Origin of the sequence: Halomonas sp. RT37 (assembly GCF_040070525.1) — a bacterium.
Classification (GTDB): Bacteria; Pseudomonadota; Gammaproteobacteria; order Pseudomonadales; family Halomonadaceae; genus Halomonas; species Halomonas litopenaei.
Map to the genome: position 1 here is coordinate 752,708 of NZ_CP098827.1, position 17,828 is coordinate 770,535.

Consider the following 17,828-nt stretch of genomic DNA (forward strand, 5'->3'; position numbering starts at 1 on the left):
AGTGTTGTTGTTGAACGTGCTAGCGGACCAGCCACTGCATCAGCTTGAGGACCTTGTGGGTGGTGCTGGTGTAGGGCGGTATCAACAGTTTCATGCTGTCGACAGGGCCCTGACGGTAGACCGGGCGCATCTTGGAGAAGGTGATGAAGCCGTCGCGGCCGTGGTAGTGACCCATGCCGCTATCACCCACGCCACCGAACGGCAGGTCATGCTGGCCCACGTGCAGAAGGGCATGGTTGACCGAGACGCCGCCCGACTGGATACGCTCGATGTAAAGGTCCACCAGCGCCCTGTCCTGGGAGAACGGATACAGCGCCAGCGGACGAGGACGTGCGTTGATGTAGTCGATGACTTCTTCCGGCTGGCGGTAGGTCTTGACTGGTAGCAGCGGACCGAAGATTTCGCGCTGCATGATCTCCATGTCATCGGTCACGTCCAGCACCAGGTGCGGGGCGAACTTGCGTGTCTCAGGGTTGCTTTGCTGTTGCGACAGGGGAATCACCCGCGCGCCCTTGGCCCTGGCGTCCTCCAGGGTCGCCTCGAGCCGGGCGAAGGAGGCGTCGTCGATGATCGAGGTGTAGTCGGGACTGGCGAGATCCGGATAGCGGTGTCCGACGATGCCCTTGGCGGCGTCGACCAGGGCATCCACGCTACCTTCCGGGAGAAACAGGTAGTCCACCGTGGTACAGATCTGGCCGGCGTTGAGCAGCTTGACGAACAGGATTCGCCGAGCGGCCTCGGCCAGGGAGAAGTCCGGGGCGATGATTGCCGGCGCCTTGCCGCCCAGTTCCAGGGTGACCGGGGTCAGGTTGTCGGCGGCGTTGGCCATGACCTTGCGCCCGGTGGCGGTGGACCCGGTGAACACCAGATGGTCGAAGGGCAGGCGGGTGAAGTGAGGCCCCAGCTCGCCGTCGTCGGCGAAGAACTTGAGCTTTTCCTCGGGGAAGTAGTCGGGGCTGAGGTCGATCAGCAGTTGGGCCAGTCGGGGAGAACGATCCGACATCTTGACCAGCGCCCGGTTGCCGGCGGCGAAGATGCCGATCAAGGGGGCGAGGCTCAGGTTCAGCGGAAAGTTCCAGGGCACCAGTACACCGACGACGCCCAGCGGTTGCGGGATAACGCTGTTGCGTGCACCGAAGTAGAGGCTGTGGTCGACCCGCCGGCGCTGGGGCTTCATCCACGACTTCAGGTGCTTGATGGCGTCCTTGATATCGCCGAGCACCACCACGAACTCGCAGAACAGGGTCTCCTCGCGGGAGCGATTGCCGAAGTCGTCGCTGATCGCCTGGACGAACGCCTCCTGGTGGTCCTTGAGCATGTTGGCCAGGGCCTTGAGGTGGCCGATGCGCTCCCGGTAGCTTGGCACCGGCGCCGCCAGATAGGCGCTTCGCTGCTGGTGGAAGGACTGCTCAAGCTGATCGAGGGTGCGGGGATCGGGTGACATCAGGGGGGCATTCATGCGTCGACTCCAGAGGTCGCGGTGGTCGTTGTGGCGGCGTCGCTGGCAATCAGGCCATGCAGGTCGCCGTGGCCGTCCAGCGCCGAGCAGGAGCCCGGCAGGGGCTTGGAAAAGTGGACGCGCGACACCTCGGCGGCCCGTCCTTCATCGAACACAGGCTCCTCTGCCCAGGCGTACTCCGCCAGGGCGAGGATGGTCAGCGAAGGGTTCACCCCCAGGTTGCCGGGAATCAGCGAGCCATCGATGACCCTCAGATTGTGGTAGCCGAAGGCGCGACCGCGATCATCGACGACGCCATCCTCGGCGCTGGTGCCGATGGCGACGCCGCCCATCAGGTGGGCGGTGCTGGGGGCGCCGGAGAGCACTTCGGTGGCCACGTTGCCGGCCTCGCCGCCACCGGCGGCCTCGACGAAGTGACGCGCCGCCTCGTGGGCGATGGGGAAGTAGTTCGACAGCGCCCGGTCATCCTTGTCCTGGTATACCGACCAGCCGGGCTTGAACATGGTGTACCAGGGGCGCTGGCTCTTCAGGTGGACGTAGGTGTCCCTGGTCTGCATCACCAGAAAGATGATCGAGTGTTTCGACTTGCCCACCGGGTTGAGCATTCGCAACGTGGTCAGCGGCTGGCGCAGGATATTGATCAGCATGCTGACAGAGCGCGGCACCTGACCATGGGTATCGGTCAGCGGCACGGCGCTCTGCAGCGCGAAGGTGGCGTCGCCGTAGCGGGGGAAGCGGTTGATCTCGATGCGGGTCTCGTCGTCGGGATCGAACATCGAGGTGATGGTCGGGCCGTGGCAGATTTCCTGGGGCTGGCCGCTGGCGTCGGCGAACCTGGCGGTGTTGACGATCAGCGTCTCGGAGTTGGTGCGGACCTCTCGCCCCAGGCGCGATGACAGCCGGGGCAGGGTCTGGTCCTGGTCCCTGGCCTTGAGCAGCAGCGGGATGGTGCCGAATACGCCGGCGGACAGCACCAGGCCCCGGCAGCGCAGCCGGTAGGGCTTCTTGGCGAACCAGGCGGTGGAGGACTGCACCGTGATCTCGTAGCCGGCGCTGCCGTCGCGCTGACCCTTGGCATCGGGCAGCGCCTCGATGCGCGTGACCTCACTCTCGGCGCGTATTTCCACGCCGTTGCGTTCGGCAAACCATAGGTAGTTCTTGACCAGAGTATTCTTGGCGTTGTGGCGACAGCCCATGGTGCAGCCGCCACAGTATTGACAGCTGTTGCGCTCGGGGCCGTCGCCGTCGAAGTAGGGGTCGCCGCGCTCGGCGCCGCTGGCGTCGTCGGGGTCCTCGGGAAAAAGCACCCCGGTATTGACCGTCTGGTAGGTGTGTTCGCGGCCCATGCGCCTTGCGGTTTCCTTCAGCGCTTCGTCGGCGGCGTTCTCGTAGTGGCTCTTGGTGACGCCGAGCATGCGCTGGGCCAGGCCGTAGAAGGGCGCCAGGCGTTGCTTCCAGTCGCCATGAACCCGGGTCCAGGACTCGGCGGCAAAGACCTCGTCCTTTGGAATCAGGTGCACATTGGCGTAGACCAGCGAGCCGCCGCCGACGCCGACGCCGTGCAGGGCGGTGATCTTGCGGGTCAGGCTGATCTGCAGATTGCCGGTCAGACCGAGCCTGGGGGCCCACAGGAATTTTTTCAGGTTCCAGGAGTTGTCCGAAAATTCCTCGTCCTTCCAGCGCCGGCCCTTCTCCAGCAACAGCACGCGATGGCCCTTTTCCGAGAGCCTCAGCGCGCTCACCGAGCCGCCGAAGCCGGTGCCGATGATGATCTGGTCATAGTCGAAACGGTCGTCTTGGCTGGACGTCATGGACTGGCCCCTCACGCTGTCGTTGTTGTCTACACCGAGCATAGTGAAGGCAGGGCCGGGCGGATTGACCGAAGGCGCGCGCTATTTGACAGATCGCGCAATATCGAGCGTTTCGGTCTTATGCTTTCGTCGCCATTGGGCGGGACTCTCGCCCATGATTCGCTTGAAGCTGCGGGTCAGGGCGCTCAATTGGCTGTAGCCAAGCAGGTCGGCGATCTCGGTCAGGCTCAGTTGGGTGTCGAGCATGTAGACCCGAGCGCTGCGCATGCGCACGCGATCGAGCAACTGCTGGAAGCTCAGGCCGCGCTTGAGCAGGCGGTCCTGGAGGGTACGTGGTGGTACGTCCAGGGCCTGGGCCACGGCCTCCAGGCTGACCTGATCGAGCGGCAGCAGGTTGGTGATGATCCACTCCACCTTGCTTTCGATGTCGTCCCAGCGATGACGGTGCATCAAGGAGTTGATCAGGTGCCGCAGGGCCGGACTGCCTCCGGCGATGGCGTGGTCGAGACAGCTGCGGTCGAACACCAGGGTGTTCTCGGGATGATTGAAGCGCAGCGCCGAGTGCAGCTGCTGGGTGTAGGGTTCGAGGTCTCGTGGCTCCTCGCCGCACAGGTAGACGGCGCGTAGCTTGATCGGCTCGCCGTAGAGAAAGGTGAGGATGTTGTAGGCGCCCATCAAGGTATTGTCGTTGTGCTGGCGCGATGGGGCACTGCGCCCGGGCACACGATAGGTGAAGTGGTAGTAGGCCTGGTCATCGCGCTCCTCGAGACGCACATCGAGTCCTTGCACGTGGCGGCCGATTTCCTCGGCCACGGTGACCATCGCCTCGCGCAGGGTGGCGCACTGCTGGATCAGCAGGCCCACCATGCCCAGCATCGAGATATTCTGGTAGCGCCCCAGCAGCAGGCCGAAGTGGCGACAGCCGCTCATCTGGGCACCCAGTTCGAGCAGGTCGATCTTGGTGGCCACCGGAATCAGGCGGTCCGGCCGGTCGAGGTAGTCCGGCGGCAACGACAGTCGTGCCAGCGCCTGGTCGGCATCGACACCCTGCTCGTCGAGCAGGGTACGGTAGCCGGTCAGGGCCGCGGCACGCACCATGGGCTGCATGGGGGTATCTCCGGGACAGGGTGTGATCAGTATATCGCTCTGTGCGCGGGGCCGCGCTTGGTCAAAAGATATAGATGCCAGGCGTCTAATATGCCGAAGCGGGAGGTGCTGGAATACGCCGGCGGCGCCCCGCAGGGCGCCGCCGATGATGGAGCGAGTGTCGAGCTGCGCCGAAAAGGCGTCCCGGACTCAGCGATAGGTGTCCTTGAAGCGATCGCGCAGCTGATTCTTCTGCACCTTGCCCATGGTATTGCGCGGCAGGCTGTCGACGAAGAATACCCGCTTGGGCTGCTTGTAGCGGGCCAGCTTGTCGCTCAGCGCGGCGATGACGTCGGCCTCCTGGGGCGAGGCGCCTTCGGCGGGCACCACCACCGCGGTCACCCCTTCGCCCAGGTCAGGGTGGGGCAGGCCGATGACCGCGGATTCGGCGACGCCGTCCATCTCGTCGATATGCCCCTCGACCTCCTTGGGGTAGACGTTGTAGCCGCCGGAGATCACCAGATCCTTGTCGCGTCCGACGATCTGCACATAGCCTCGCTCATCGATCTGGGCCAGGTCGCCGGTGATGAAGAAGCCATCTTCCAGCAACTCCTCGGCGGTCTTCTCGGGCATCCGCCAGTAGCCCTGGAACACATTGGGGCCACGCACCTCGAGCATGCCGATCTCGCCCTGGGGCAGCGGCGTATGGTCACCACCCTCACGGTCGGTGATGCGTACCTCGACGCCGGGCAGCGGCATGCCCACGGTGCCGGCGATGCGATCACCGTCGTAGGGGTTGGAAGTGTTCATGTTGGTTTCGGTCATGCCGTAGCGCTCGAGGATGGCGTGGCCGGTGGCGGCCTCGAAGGCCTCGTGGGTCTCCGCCGTCAGCGGCGCCGACCCCGAGGTGAACAGGCGCATGCGGGCGGTGGCCTCGCGGGTCAGGCGGGGATCCTTGAGCAGCCGGGTGTAGAAGGTCGGCACCCCCATCATGGTGGTGCCTTCGGCCATTTCCTCGAAGATCACGTCCGGGTCGAACTTCGCCAGGAAGCGCATGCTGGCGCCGGCCATCAGGATCACGTTGCAGGCCACGAACAGTCCATGGGTATGGAAGATCGGCAGGGCATGGATCAGCCGGTCGTGCTCGTCGAAGCGCCAGGCCTCGACCAGCGACTCGGCGTTGGAGCCAAGGTTGCGATGGCTCAGCATGGCGCCCTTGGAGCGGCCGGTGGTGCCGGAGGTGTAGAGGATCGCGGCCAGGTCATCCGGCCCGCGCTCGAGCATCTCGTTGACCGGTGTGGCCGCCTCGGCGGCCTCCATCAGGCTACCGTCGGCGGCGGTGCCCAGGGATTCGACTCGGGCGCCACCGCAGGAGGCAGCGACCTCGCGGGCGGCCGCGAGTGAATCCGGGCGGCAGACGAACAGGGCGGGTTCGGCGTCACCGAGGAAGTAGCGAATCTCCTCGCTGGTGTAGCCGGTATTGAGCGGCAGGTAGACCCCGCCGACCTTGAGGCTCGCCAGGTACAGAAGGATCGCCTCGGGGCTCTTGTCGACCTGGACGGCGACCCGGTCACCGGGCCCCACGCCGAGCGCGACCAGCGCCCCGGCGAGCCTGGCCACCGCTTCCAGCGCATCGCTGTAGCGGTAGTCACGGCCTTCGCGGGTGGTGATGAAGGGCGCGTCGCCACGCTCGGTCATGCGCTTTTCAAAGGTGGCAAAGAGGTTGTGATTCATGTGACGGGATCTCCCTTCAAGTGCTTGCGGGCGCGACGACGCTGGTCCCTGACCTGAGACGAGCAGGCCACCTTGCCTTCGGTGGTGTAGCGCTCATGGTTGCCTTCGATGTCGTCGAGCACGTAGAGATAGTTGACCATCAGTGAGCCGAACTGTGACAGCCCCCGGCGAGAGGTATCACCGAGCCAGTTGATGCGGTGCAGTTCGGCGCCATTGCCGAGATGGAAGCGAGCGACGGTATTCAGCGGCAGATTGCGCGCGTTGCGCTCCTTGGTGAGGTAGTGAGCGGCCAGCGGCTTGATCACCTCACCCAGGGCCTTGCTGCGCTCGGAGTCCTCGAGCCAGTCGTCCTGATCGAGCTCGGCCAGCAGGGCGCGGGTGTCGTCGTCGAGGCGACCGCGTTGGTCCTGACGTTCGGCGTCCAGCCAGGCGCGAAAGCCGGGTACCGGTGACAGGGTGACGAAGTTCTTCAGCCGCGGCAGTTCCGACTTCAGCTCCTTGACCACCTGTTTGATCAGGAAGTTGCCGAAGGAGATGCCGCGCAGGCCGACCTGGCAGTTGCTGATGCCGAAGAAGGCGGCACTGTCGGCGTCTTCGGCCTCGATGGCCTCGTGGTTGGCGTCCAGGATCGGCTGGATGCGCTCGGGCATGCCCCTGGTCAGGGCCACCTCGACGAAGATCAGCGGTTCGTCGCCGATAGCCGGGTGAAAGAAGGCGAAGCAGCGCCTGTCGCGGGCGTCGAGGCGCCTGCGCAGGTCGTTCCAGTCGCAGATCTCGTGCACCGCCTCGTAGCGGATGATCTTCTCCAGTACCGCCGCCGGGGTGTTCCAGTCGATCCGCTTGAGCACCAGAAAGCCACGATTGAACCAGGACGCGAACAGGTGGGAGAAGTCGGCATCGAGCGCCTCCAGCGCCGGGAAGGCCTTGAGCCGGGGCAGTAGGTCCTCGCGCATGCGCACCAGCTCATAGGTGCCGCCGGCGGTCAGGTTGAGCCGGCGCAACAGCTCCTGGCGCTGCGGTTCGCAGGCCTCGAACAGTCGCTGCAGGTCGACATTGCCGCGACTGTCCCGGTAGCACTCGTAGGCGCCGTCGACGGCCTCGGGATCGGCACTGAACTGCTCGGTCAGGCACTGGAAGAAGCGAGTCTTCTCGTCTTCATCGAGGCAGCTGTAGCCGTCCAGGGCCTGGCCGGCCAGGGCGATGCTGGAGGCCTCGCCATCGCTTTCCAGAAGCTTGCGACAGGCGTCGATCACCTGGGTATGTTCCAGCGGCGGGCCATCGCCCCGGCGTCTGAGCAAGGCGTCACGCTGGGTGATACTGGAGAACAGTTCCTGCAGAAAGCTGAAGTTCATCGGGGACATCTCCTCGGGGCTGGGCCAGGTGGGAGCGGGCCTGGTGGCCCGCTGGTCACACGCGTCGGCGTCGGGATCATCCGGCGCTCTCCATGATCAGGTCCGGCAGCCAGGTGGCGATGCCCGGGAAGAAGCACAGCAGCACGATGCCGAGCACCATGCACAGGGCGTAGGGCAGGCTGCCGAGCAGGATGTCCTTGAGCGCGATATCCGGCGCGATCCCCTTGATGATGAACAGGTTAAGGCCCACCGGTGGGGTGATCAGTCCGATCTCCAGGTTGATGGTCAGGATCACCGCGAACCAGTAGGGATCGAAGTTGGCCGCCAGAATGATCGGCAGCAGGATCGGCGCGGTCATCACGATCACCGCCACCGGCGGCAGGAAGAAACCGGCCACCAGCAAGAAGACGTTGATGATCCCCATCAGTACCCAGCGATTGACCTCCAGTGCCGCGATCGCCTCGGCCACTGTCTGGGTGATGAACAGCGACGACAGGGCGTAGGCGAAGATCTCGGCGCAGGCGATGATCAGCATGATCATCACGCTCTCGCGCAGGGCGTCGCGCATGATGGTGGTGAGCGGTTTCACCTGCCACATGCGATAGACCACGATGGCCAGGGCCAGACACAGGAAGGCCCCGGCGCCGGCCGCCTCCGAGGGCGTGGCGACACCGCCGTAGAGGGCGAACAGGATGCCGCTGACCACCACCAGGAAGGGCAGCACCCGCACCAGCGCCTTCATGTTGGTCTCGACGTTCTTGGCGACGGTGTCCTTGAGTTCGCGGGCGGCGTCGGCGACGGGGCTGGGGGTGTCATAGCCCCCGGCCAGCTTGCACGCGATCAGCGTCCAGGCCATGAACAACAGCGCCAGCATGATGCCGGGCAGGGCGCCGGCGATGAACAGCCGTCCGATCGAGGTCTCGGTGGAGATGCCATAGACGATCATGGTGACCGAGGGCGGAATCAGGATGCCCAGGGTGCCACCGGCGGCGATGCAGCCAGCCGCCACGCCGTCGGGATAGCCGCGCTTGCGCATCTCGGGGATACCCAGCTTGCCGATGGCGGCGCTGGTGGCAGGCGACGAGCCGGACAGGGCGGCGAAGATCGAGCAGGCGCCGATATTGGAAATGGCCAGTCCCCCCGGCACCTTGCCGAGCCACAGGTCCAGCGAACGGTAGAGGTCACGGCCGGTGGGGGAGGAAGCCACGGCAGCGCCCATCAGGATGAACATCGGAATCGCGACGAAGCCGAACGACGCCAGGTTGCCGAAGAAGGTCTCGCCGAAGTAGGTCAGCTCGCTGACGCCCCGGTCCATCACCAGGGCGGCGAGGGACACGCCGCCGAGGGCGAAGGCGATGGGCGTGCCGATGGCCATCAGCACGAACAGGGCGGTAACGATAAGGATGCCACTGGTAACCGGATCCATCAGCGTGCTCCTCCCAGAATTTCCGCCAGGTACTGCAGCGCCAGCAGGGTCGAGCCCAGCGCCAGCGGCACCAGCGCTGGCCACAGTGGCGGATTCCACACCGTGCCGGTGGTCCAGCCGCCGTGGTAGGCCTCCAGCAGGTAGAGCCAGGAGCCGTAGGCCAGGGCGATGCTGAAGGCCAGGCCGCACAGTGAGGCGATCAGGTTCATGGCGCACTTGATGCCGCCCTTGAGCGCATCGGGCAGCACCGTGACCGCCACCTGGCCGCCGGTCAGCAGCACATAGGGGGCGCCCAGCAGCATGGCGCCGGTGATCGAGAAGATCGCGAATTCGGTCTGCCAGGTGGTGCTTTCACCGAGCAGGTAGCGCACGAAGGTCATGTGGCAGACGGCCAGCACCCCCGCAAAGAGGGCGGCGCCGGCCACCACTGCCATAGCGATGGATAGCCGGTCCATCAGCCGACAGAAAGCGCCCACCGGGCCGGAGGCATGTCGCCGGGAGCCGGGGGCTGCGGGTGCAGAGACGTGGGGGGGAGAGTGGGACGGTGTGTGTGACATGGAGCCTCCGAGGTGACACGACAGCGACGAACGACGAGGCGCGGCCAGCGGCCGCGCCCACCTCGGTCTATTCCACCGCCAGGGCGGCGTCGATCAGTGCCTGGCCGTTGTCGACGTTCTCGGCAAAGCTCTTGTAGGCGCTCTCTTTCGCTACCTCGAGCCAGGCGTCGTAGTCTTCCTGGGACATCTGGACCACTTCGACGCCGTTTTCCTCGAACACTTCCACCATGGTCTGGTCGAGCTGGGCGGCCTGCTCGGCGAAGTACGCCTCGGCCTTCTCGCCAGCGTCGATCAGTGCCTGCTGTTGCTCCTCGTTGAGCCCGTTCCAGCTCTGCTCGGAGATCAGGATCGGCTCGTACATGAACCACAGGGCGTTCTCGCCCGGCGCCGTCAGGCAGCTGACCTGCTCGTAGATGCGATAGGAGACGAAGGAACCCGACGAGGTGTTGGCGCCGTCGAGCACGCCGGTCTGCATGGCGGTGTAGATCTCCGACGAGGGCATCGAGGCGATGGAGGCGCCGGCGGTGGCCAGCATCTCGTCGAAGGCCGGGCCAGCCGCACGCATGGTCTGGCCCTGCACGGTGTCGGGCGAGGTGATGCACTGCTGGTTGGAGGCAAAACCGCCGGCCAGCCAGGCGTCGGCCAGCACGCGAGCGCCGGCGTCCTCGATCACCTGCTTGATCATGTCCATGAACTCGGAGTCGTTGAGGCGCTGGGCACGCTCGTGATTACGCACCAGACCCGGCATCAGGGTGGCCGAGAATTCGGGATGGCGACCGCTGGCGTAGTCCAGCGGCAGCGAGGTCATGTCCAAGCGGCCGCGTACCAGCGCGCCCCACTGCTCCTTGGCCTTGAACAGGGACTGGCCGGGATAGACCTGCAGGGCCAGGTCGACGCCGGCGGCTTCGACCTCCTTGGCCATCAACTGGACCATTTCGTCGCGCACGTCGCCCTGGCCACCGGGAAACTGGTGGGACACGCGCAGGGTGGTCTCGGCGCTGGCAATAGACGCGCTGGCGGTGGCGATGGCGGCGACGGCGAGAGTGAGAGCTTGGCGTTTCATGGTGACTCCTCGAGGCGTTGTTGTTGTGATGATTGTTGTAGTGGGTGTTGTAGCGAGCGTGATGATCAGTGTTGTGGTGGTGGGATAAACGCGCCGAGGTCGGCGCGGGGGATAGAGGTCAAACATTTTTTATCTGCTATGATGTATACATCAATAGCTAGCATGTATATTCCTGTCAATTCGTAGGGCTTAGACCATGGTGGAGTGAGGGCGCCGAGGGGTCAGTCGCATCAGGACAGGATATGCTGGAACGATTCGAGTTCAGCCAAGGGACAGCCAGGGGACAGCCATATGAGCAAGAAGCCCTCCAACGCCCAGCGTCTGCGGGACTCTCTCGAGGACGACATCATCAATGGTCGGCGCACACCGGGTGAGCGACTGGACCCCGAAGAGCTGTGCAGGACCTACCAGGTATCGCGTACCCCGGTGCGCGAGGCCATCCAGCAGCTGGTGGCCAGTGGCCTGGTGACCGTCTACCCCAAGAAGGGCACCTTTGTCGCCAGGCTAGGGCTCGAGCGACTGATCGAGATGTTCGAGGTGATGGCCGAACTCGAGGGCATGTGCGGTCGACTGGCGGCGCGGAGAATCTCAGCCGATGAACTCAAGGCCCTGCGCGACGCCTTCGAAGGATGCCGCCGCGCCGGCGAGACCGGCGACAGCGACGACTACTACTACGAGAACGAAGCCTTCCACAGCGTCATCTATCAGGCCAGCCACAACGCCTTCCTGGCCGAAGAGGCTCAGACCCTCAAGCAGCGGCTCAAGCCCTATCGACGCCTTCAATTGCAGGTGCGTTCACGCATGCAGAGCTCGCTCGATGAACACCGTGAGGTGCTCCAGGCGATCGAAGCCGGTGACGCCGAGAGCGCCGAGCGCATCCTGCGTGACCACGTGCTGATCCAGGGCGAGCGCTTCAGCGACTTTGTCTCCAGCGTGCGCAAGCTGGAGGAGGGAGGGGGCGAGTTGCGGCGCGCCACTGCCTCGAACTAGCCGGGCCCTGCCGTACCGAGATGGTGGTGTCGCAAGCAATGTCGCTTGACGACCACCACAGGCAGGGCCGAGGGTAGTCGGCATCCCACTTGCCAGCTTGAGGTAGCAGCCCATGTTTCCTGCCTTTTCCGGGCGCTATGCGTCCCTGCCCGATCGTATGCGCGCCGAGATGGCGCCCACCCCTGTGGCGGCGCCGCGTCTGCTGGCCTTCAATCGTCCGCTGGCCGAGGCGCTGGGTTTCGACCTTGACGCCTTCGACGCGACCCGTGCCGCCGAGGTGCTCGGTGGCAACGCCGTGCCCGATGGAGCGACGCCGATCGCCGCGGCCTACGCAGGGCATCAGTTCGGCAACTTCGTGCCACAGCTCGGCGATGGTCGGGCGATCCTGCTGGGCGAGCTAGCCCATCGAGACGGCGGCCTGCGTGAGGTCCAGCTAAAGGGCGCCGGACGCACGCCCTTTTCCCGCGGCGGTGATGGTCGCGCGCCGATCGGACCGGTGCTGCGCGAGTATCTGGTGTCAGAAGCCATGGCCGCACTGGGGGTGCCCACCACCCGGGCGCTGGCGGCGGTGGCCAGCGGCGAGCAGGTGGTGCGCCAGATGGTGGAGCCCGGGGCGGTACTGACCCGGGTAGCCTCGAGCCATGTGCGGGTCGGCACCTTTCAGTATTTTGCCGCCCGCCGTGACAGCGAGGCGCTGTCGCTGCTGGTGGACTTCTGCATCGAGCGACACTACCCCGAGCTGGCCGACTTGCCCGAGGCCGAGCGCGCGCTGGCGCTGGTCGAGGCGGTGGTCGAGCGCCAGGCCAGCCTGGTCGCCCAGTGGAAGGGGCTCGGCTTTATTCATGGGGTAATGAACACCGACAACTGCGCGATCTCGGGGGAGACCATCGACTATGGTCCCTGCGCCTTCATGGACGCCTTCCACCCGCACAGGGTGTTCAGCTCCATCGATGAGCGCGGGCGCTACGCCTGGGACAACCAGCCGGCCATCGCCCAGTGGAACCTGGCGCGCCTGGCCGAGACGCTGCTGCCGCTGATCAGTGACGATCAGGAGCGAGCGGTGGCGCTGGCCACCGAGGCCATCGAGGCCTTCGCCGAGTGCCATGACGCCGCCTGGACGGCGGTGCTGCGTGCCAAGCTGGGACTCGGGGCTGATGACTCGCAAGGCCAGCCGGAAAGCCGCTCGACCGATGGGCAGGGGGGGCCGTTGGCAGACGAGGACCTGGCCCTGGGCGAGGACTTCCTCAAGGCCATGGAAGAGGGCAACGCCGACTTCACCCTGAGCTTTGCCCATCTGCCCCTGGCGCTGGCCGGCGATGAGGCAGCGCTTGCCGAGGGCTTCGAGCGCAGTGGCAGGCTCGAGGCCTGGCTGCCGCGCTGGCGCGAGCGTCTGGCCCGTGAAGGCGTCGCCGACGAGGTCGTCGGCGCGCGCCTGGCGGCGGCCAACCCCCAGGTGATACCGCGCAATCATCTGGTCGAGAAGGCCATTCGCGCCGCCATCGATGACGACGACCTGAGCGTATTCGAGACGCTGCTCGCCGCCGTGACCCGGCCCTACCAGACCCCGGACGATACCAGCCTGCTGGCCCCACCCGGGCGCGACGAGCGAGTGCTCAGAACCTTCTGCGGTACCTGAGGGACCCCACCGGCACGTCGCCGCCGCCGGTGGGCTGCTTGCCAGCAGGGCTTACGCCGACAGAACTTTCGCCAGCACGGCTCGCGCCGGCTACTGCGGTGCCTGGCTGGCCTGCAGGGTGCGCGTCAGCAGTGCCCGCAGGGCGGCCGGGCGCACCGGCTTGAGCAGCAGCTGGTAGCCGCCGCGGCGGACCTCTTCGGCCACCTCCTCGGTGCGGTCGGCGGTGATCACGATACCGGGCACCGCGCCGGTCAGGCGCTCGCCCAGGGCGTCCAGCGCCATCAGGCCGGTGACCTCGTTGTCCAGGTGATAGTCGGCGAGGATGGCGTCGGGGTCGTCGTCCAGATGGCGCAGCACCGACTTGGCGCCACCGATGGAGGTGGCGGTGAACACCTCGCAGCCCCAGCCCGACAGCATCGCCTTCATGCCCTCGAGGATCAGCGACTCGTTGTCGATACACAGGATGCGCTTGCCGTCGAGCTTGCTGGCGACCTTGCGCGCAGGCCGGGAGTCCGTGTCCTCGGCCGGGGCCTTTGCCTCGACCCTGGGTACGCTGACCGAGAATACCGTGCCCACGCCGACCCAGGAGCGCACCCGGATGGGGTGGTCGAGCACCCGGCTCATGCGGTCGGCGATGGACAGGCCGAGGCCCAGTCCCTTCTCGCTTTCCTTGTGGCGCGAGGCCTGATCCAGGCGACGAAACTCCTGAAAGATCTCGGCCTGCTTGGCCTCGGGGATGCCGGGGCCGCTGTCCCATACCTCGATCAGCAGGCGCTCACCGCGCCGGCGAATGCCCAGCAGCACCCGGCCCTCCTGGGTGTAACGGATGGCGTTGGACAGGAAGTTCTGGATGATCCGGCGCAGCATCTGGCTGTCGCTGTCCACCCACAGGGCCGACCCCACCACCTTGAGATCCAGGCCGCGGTCTTCGGCCATCACCGCAAACTGGGCCTGCAGCGGGCGCAGGATGTCGGTCAGCGCAAAATGGCTGCGTCTGGGAGTCAGCGCGCCGGCGTCCAGCTTGGAGATGTCCAGCAGGGTGCCGAGGAGCTCTTCGGCGGACTGCAGTGAGCTGTCGATATGGCCGATGGTGCGCTTCATGTCCTCGGCGCCCATGTCCTGGGACAGCGCCGAGGTAAACAGCCGCGCCGCGTTGAGCGGCTGCAGCAGGTCATGGCTGGCTGCGGCCAGGAAGCGCGTCTTGGAGGCGTTGGCGTCCTCGGCCACCTGCTTGGCCTGGCGCAGGGCCTGCTCGGCTTCGGCGCGCACTCGGTTCTCCTGGCGCAGCGCGGCGTTGGCTTCGGACAGGGCCAGGGTGCGCGAGCGTACCCGCTCCTCCAGGGTCTCGTTGGTTTCCTTGAGGGCGATCTCGGCCCGCCGGCGTTCGGTGATGTCCTGGTAGAGCGCGAAGAAGCCGAGGATCGCGCCGCTGTCGCCGAAGTGCGGAGTATAGGTCACCAGCATGTAGCGCAGGCCTTCGTTGGTGATCTCGAGCGAGACCTCGAAGCTGACCCTTTCGCCACTCAGGGTGCGCTGAATCCAGGGAATGCGCTCCTCGGCCATGGTCTCCGGAATCACCTGGGTCACCTTCTTGCCGATGACCTCGTTGCGGTTGATGTTGAAGGCCTGCTCGTAGGCACGGTTGGTAAAGAGGTAGCGACACTCTCGGTCGAAGTAGGCGATCAACGCCGGCACGTTGTCGGTATAGATGCGGATATTGTTTTCCGAGCGGATCAGCGCTTCTTCGGTGCGTTTCTGCTGGGTGATGTCCTGATAGGTGTAGACGAAGCCGCCACCGGGCATGGGGTTGCCCTGGACCTCCAGCACGCTGCCGTCCTGGCGATATCGCACGTAGCGGTGGGGCTGGCCCTCACGAATATTGTCGAGCAGCAATTCCACGTGCTCTTCCGGGTCGCCGGGGCCGTACTCGCCGTTATGGGCGTTGTAGCGGAAGATGCGGTCGATCGGGGCGCCGACACGGATCAGGTGGTCAGGGAAGCGGAACAGCTCCAGATAGCGCTGGTTCCACACCACCAGGCGCAGGTTCTGATCCACCACGCTGATGCCCTGGTTGATGTTCTCGATGGTGGCCTGGAGCAGGGCGCGATTGAACTCCAGCACCTGGGAGGCCTCATCGACGATGGAGATGACGTCGGAGATACCGATGCCACGCCCCTGCAGGGCGGAGTTGACGACGATGCGCGCCGATGAGGCGCCCAGCACCGAGGCCAGAAAGCGCTCGGTGAACTGGATCACGTCGATGGACGCTCGGGCACTGTCTTCCAGCGCCTTGCCATTGCGCCGGGCGTAGTCCGAGAAGGCGCGGTCGACCTGGCCGGCGCTGAGAAAGCGCTGGCACAGCACCTTCAGGTCGCCAACCGTGGTAGCCCCGGTCCAGGGGCGATTGACCGAGGTCTGGCGGGTCTCGACGCTGTCGACGAACAGCGACGCCTGAATCCGTTCCACCACCCGCTGAGGGGTTACCTGGGAGACAAAGATGTAGGCCACCAGGTTGACCCCCAGCGACAGCATCACACCGTGGGTAAAGCTGTCACCCACGTGCAGGCCGAACAGCGAGGTCGGTGACAGCCAGGCGATCCCCAGCGGCCCACCCTGGAGCCAGCCGGCGGGCAATACACCGGCGTTGATCATCGCTGGCAACAGCAGGGTGTAGGCCCAGATGGCGAAGCCCGCGTTCATGCCGACGATGACCCCCAGGCGATTGCCGCGCTTCCAGTAGAGCCCACCGATCAGCGCCGGGGCGAACTGGGCGGCGGCGGCGAAGGACAGCATGCCGATGGAGGCCAGCGAGGTGAATTCGCCGATCAGCTGATAGAAGCCATAGGCCATGGCCAGGATCACGGCGATGGTAATGCGCCGTGCCCGCAGGACCAGGCGTCCGTAGTCGCGGGCCTTGGTGTCGAACCAGCGCATGCGGAACAGCGCCGGGATGACGATCTCGTTGGAGATCATGATCGAGACCGCCACGGCGGCGACGATGACCATGCCGGTGGCGGCGGAGAAGCCGCCGATAAAGGTCAGCAGGGCCAGCCAGCTCTGGTTGGCGGCCATCGGCAGCGACAGCACATAGGTATCGGGTGATACGTCGGTGCCGGCGAAGATGGTCAGGCCGGCGGCGGCCAGCGGCAACACGAAGAAGGCGAACAGCACCAGGTACAGCGGGAACATCCAGCGCGCGCGGGCGGCGTCGTCGCGGTGGGTGTTCTCCACCACGGTGACGTGAAACTGACGCGGCAGACACAGGATCGCCAGCATGGCCAGCAGTGTCTGGGCCCAGAAGCTCTGGCCGAAGTCCTGCTGGGCCAGTTGCCGCTGCAGCTGCAGGTGGGTGTCGGCCCGGGTCATCAGGTCCTGCAGGCCATCGAACATGCCCCAGGTGACGTAGGCGCCGAGGATCAGGAAGGCCACCAGCTTGACCAGCGACTCGAAGGCCACCGCGTGGATCAGGCCCTCGTGGTGCTCGGTGGCGTCGGTATGGCGGGTACCGAACAGGATGGCGAAGATCGCCATGACGATGGCCACATAGAAGGCGGTGTCACCGAACAGCGGCGCCTGGGTGATGTCGGAGGCGTCGGTGAGCACGGCAAAGGACGTGGACACTGCCTTCAACTGCAGGGCGATGTAGGGCAGGGTGCCGATCAGCGCGACCAGGCTGGCGAAGGCCGCCAGAGACTGGGTCTTGCCGTAGCGAGAGGCGATGAAGTCGGCGATCGAGGTGACGTTCTGATGCTTGGCGACCCGCACCATCTTGGCCAGTACCGGCCAGAACAATAGAAGCGTCAGCACCGGACCGACGAAGATGCTGGCGAACGACCAGCCGGAGGTCGCCGCCTGGCCCACGGCGCCGTGGAAGGTCCAGGAGGTGCAGTAGATCGCCAGCGCCAGGCTGTAGACCAGCGGGCGACGATGGCTGGCCCCCAGGTGGCGTGCACGACGATCGCCGCGCCAGGCGATGGCGAACAGCACGGCGATGTAGAGCAGTGAAACAGCGATCAATAGCCAACCGGCAAACATGGGCACCTCCTCGACGTCAGCGGCCATTCTAGGGCATTGGCGGCCTGCTCGGCAGGGGCGCAGGGTGGTTGACTCGATTCGGGCGCCTGAAGCGCGAAGCATTGACGGAATTTTGCGCCATCAAGGGAAAGGCATTGCCTGGTCTCAAGGCCTTGAATCGCGACTAAGGTGGATTGCACCTTTGTAGTGATAGACCATCGGCTAATATTCCAGGAATGTTTGTAAGTTGCTGAAATATTTAATGTAATGGTTTTCTTGGTGCGGTGCATTTATGCTTTTCGACTAAAGTTATCGTTCCAGGAAAGGCCATTTTGTCTAGTCTGCTTCTCGAGCCTTTGTGTCGTCTTTGCGGCGGCATTTGGCGATCAAACCACTTCTTGAGGGTAGCCTTATGCTAGACAAGAGCGCACAGGCCTACTGGAAACGAAACATACGAACCATCCTCGGCTGTCTGGCCGTATGGTTCATCGTCTCCTATGGCTTCGGCATTCTGCTGGTGGATGTACTCAACAATATCCAGTTCTTTGGCTTCAAGCTCGGCTTCTGGTTTGCACAGCAGGGATCCATCTACACCTTTATCGTGCTGATCATTTTCTATGCCTGGAAGATGAACAAGCTCGATGAAGAGTACGACGTCCACGAACAGTGACACCCGCAAAATAACGTCAATGAACGGGAA

At 65.1% G+C, this 17,828-nt stretch carries 12 protein-coding genes; 3 read left to right on the forward strand and 9 right to left on the reverse strand.

The window, feature by feature from the left end:
* Positions 1–19: 19 nt before the first annotated feature.
* The 8 genes from NFG58_RS03440 to dctP all read right to left on the reverse strand — a co-directional run bounded on the left by NFG58_RS03440 (position 20) and on the right by dctP (position 10,488).
* Positions 20–1,459 carry a coniferyl aldehyde dehydrogenase gene (locus NFG58_RS03440; RefSeq protein WP_108131306.1) on the reverse strand — a complete coding sequence of 480 codons (1,440 nt, stop codon included), beginning with the start codon at positions 1,457–1,459 and terminating at the stop codon, positions 20–22.
* Positions 1,456–3,270, reverse strand: coding sequence for a GMC family oxidoreductase (locus tag NFG58_RS03445; RefSeq protein ID WP_348827609.1), 1,815 nt, complete (start codon positions 3,268–3,270; stop codon positions 1,456–1,458). The genes NFG58_RS03440 and NFG58_RS03445 overlap by 4 nt, the downstream gene beginning before the upstream one ends.
* An 81-nt stretch (positions 3,271–3,351) precedes the next feature.
* Positions 3,352–4,377, reverse strand: a complete 1,026-nt coding sequence (locus NFG58_RS03450; protein WP_045992169.1) for an AraC family transcriptional regulator — start codon at positions 4,375–4,377, stop codon at positions 3,352–3,354.
* 189 nt (positions 4,378–4,566) lie between these two features.
* Entirely contained in the window at positions 4,567–6,090 is a 1,524-nt protein-coding gene (locus NFG58_RS03455; protein ID WP_348827610.1) for a malonyl-CoA synthase, read from the reverse strand.
* Complete coding sequence (locus NFG58_RS03460; protein ID WP_108131309.1) at positions 6,087–7,442, reverse strand: malonyl-CoA decarboxylase; 1,356 nt, start codon at positions 7,440–7,442, stop codon at positions 6,087–6,089. The genes NFG58_RS03455 and NFG58_RS03460 overlap by 4 nt, the downstream gene beginning before the upstream one ends.
* A 76-nt stretch (positions 7,443–7,518) precedes the next feature.
* Complete coding sequence (locus tag NFG58_RS03465) at positions 7,519–8,868, reverse strand: TRAP transporter large permease (protein WP_348827611.1); 1,350 nt, start codon at positions 8,866–8,868, stop codon at positions 7,519–7,521.
* The gene (locus NFG58_RS03470; protein ID WP_348827612.1) at positions 8,868–9,425 is read right to left on the reverse strand and encodes a TRAP transporter small permease; all 558 of its coding nucleotides are present in this window, start codon (positions 9,423–9,425) and stop codon (positions 8,868–8,870) included. The genes NFG58_RS03465 and NFG58_RS03470 overlap by 1 nt, the downstream gene beginning before the upstream one ends.
* Positions 9,426–9,492: 67 nt before the next feature.
* On the reverse strand, positions 9,493–10,488 hold the full coding sequence (gene dctP, locus NFG58_RS03475) for a TRAP transporter substrate-binding protein DctP (protein ID WP_108131311.1): 996 nt from the start codon (positions 10,486–10,488) through the stop codon (positions 9,493–9,495).
* A 291-nt stretch (positions 10,489–10,779) separates the two neighbouring features.
* On the opposite strand from dctP, the gene NFG58_RS03480 reads away from it, so the two are divergent.
* Positions 10,780–11,478, forward strand: a complete 699-nt coding sequence (locus NFG58_RS03480; protein WP_045992163.1) for a GntR family transcriptional regulator — start codon at positions 10,780–10,782, stop codon at positions 11,476–11,478.
* A 112-nt stretch (positions 11,479–11,590) separates the two neighbouring features.
* On the forward strand, positions 11,591–13,114 hold the full coding sequence (locus tag NFG58_RS03485) for a protein adenylyltransferase SelO (RefSeq protein ID WP_348827613.1): 1,524 nt from the start codon (positions 11,591–11,593) through the stop codon (positions 13,112–13,114).
* A 90-nt stretch (positions 13,115–13,204) separates the two neighbouring features.
* Here NFG58_RS03485 and NFG58_RS03490 read toward each other — a convergent pair whose 3' ends face one another.
* Entirely contained in the window at positions 13,205–17,149 is a 3,945-nt protein-coding gene (locus NFG58_RS03490) for a NahK/ErcS family hybrid sensor histidine kinase/response regulator (RefSeq protein ID WP_222515632.1), read from the reverse strand.
* Between the two features lie 391 nt (positions 17,150–17,540).
* Between NFG58_RS03490 and NFG58_RS03495 the strand changes: the two genes are divergently transcribed.
* Complete coding sequence (locus tag NFG58_RS03495) at positions 17,541–17,798, forward strand: DUF4212 domain-containing protein (RefSeq protein WP_045992160.1); 258 nt, start codon at positions 17,541–17,543, stop codon at positions 17,796–17,798.
* Positions 17,799–17,828: the final 30 nt, after the last annotated feature.

Bases quoted from the DNA above. Each gene is read 5' to 3' on its own strand.
- NFG58_RS03440 (WP_108131306.1), bottom strand. From the start codon at position 1,459: ATGAATGCCCCCCTGATGTCACCCGATCCCCGCACCCTCGATCAGCTT.
- NFG58_RS03445 (WP_348827609.1), bottom strand. From the start codon at position 3,270: ATGACGTCCAGCCAAGACGACCGTTTCGACTATGACCAGATCATCATC.
- NFG58_RS03450 (WP_045992169.1), bottom strand. From the start codon at position 4,377: ATGCAGCCCATGGTGCGTGCCGCGGCCCTGACCGGCTACCGTACCCTG.
- NFG58_RS03455 (WP_348827610.1), bottom strand. From the start codon at position 6,090: ATGAATCACAACCTCTTTGCCACCTTTGAAAAGCGCATGACCGAGCGT.
- NFG58_RS03460 (WP_108131309.1), bottom strand. From the start codon at position 7,442: ATGAACTTCAGCTTTCTGCAGGAACTGTTCTCCAGTATCACCCAGCGT.
- NFG58_RS03465 (WP_348827611.1), bottom strand. From the start codon at position 8,868: ATGGATCCGGTTACCAGTGGCATCCTTATCGTTACCGCCCTGTTCGTG.
- NFG58_RS03470 (WP_348827612.1), bottom strand. From the start codon at position 9,425: ATGTCACACACACCGTCCCACTCTCCCCCCCACGTCTCTGCACCCGCA.
- dctP (WP_108131311.1), bottom strand. From the start codon at position 10,488: ATGAAACGCCAAGCTCTCACTCTCGCCGTCGCCGCCATCGCCACCGCC.
- NFG58_RS03480 (WP_045992163.1), top strand. From the start codon at position 10,780: ATGAGCAAGAAGCCCTCCAACGCCCAGCGTCTGCGGGACTCTCTCGAG.
- NFG58_RS03485 (WP_348827613.1), top strand. From the start codon at position 11,591: ATGTTTCCTGCCTTTTCCGGGCGCTATGCGTCCCTGCCCGATCGTATG.
- NFG58_RS03490 (WP_222515632.1), bottom strand. From the start codon at position 17,149: ATGTTTGCCGGTTGGCTATTGATCGCTGTTTCACTGCTCTACATCGCC.
- NFG58_RS03495 (WP_045992160.1), top strand. From the start codon at position 17,541: ATGCTAGACAAGAGCGCACAGGCCTACTGGAAACGAAACATACGAACC.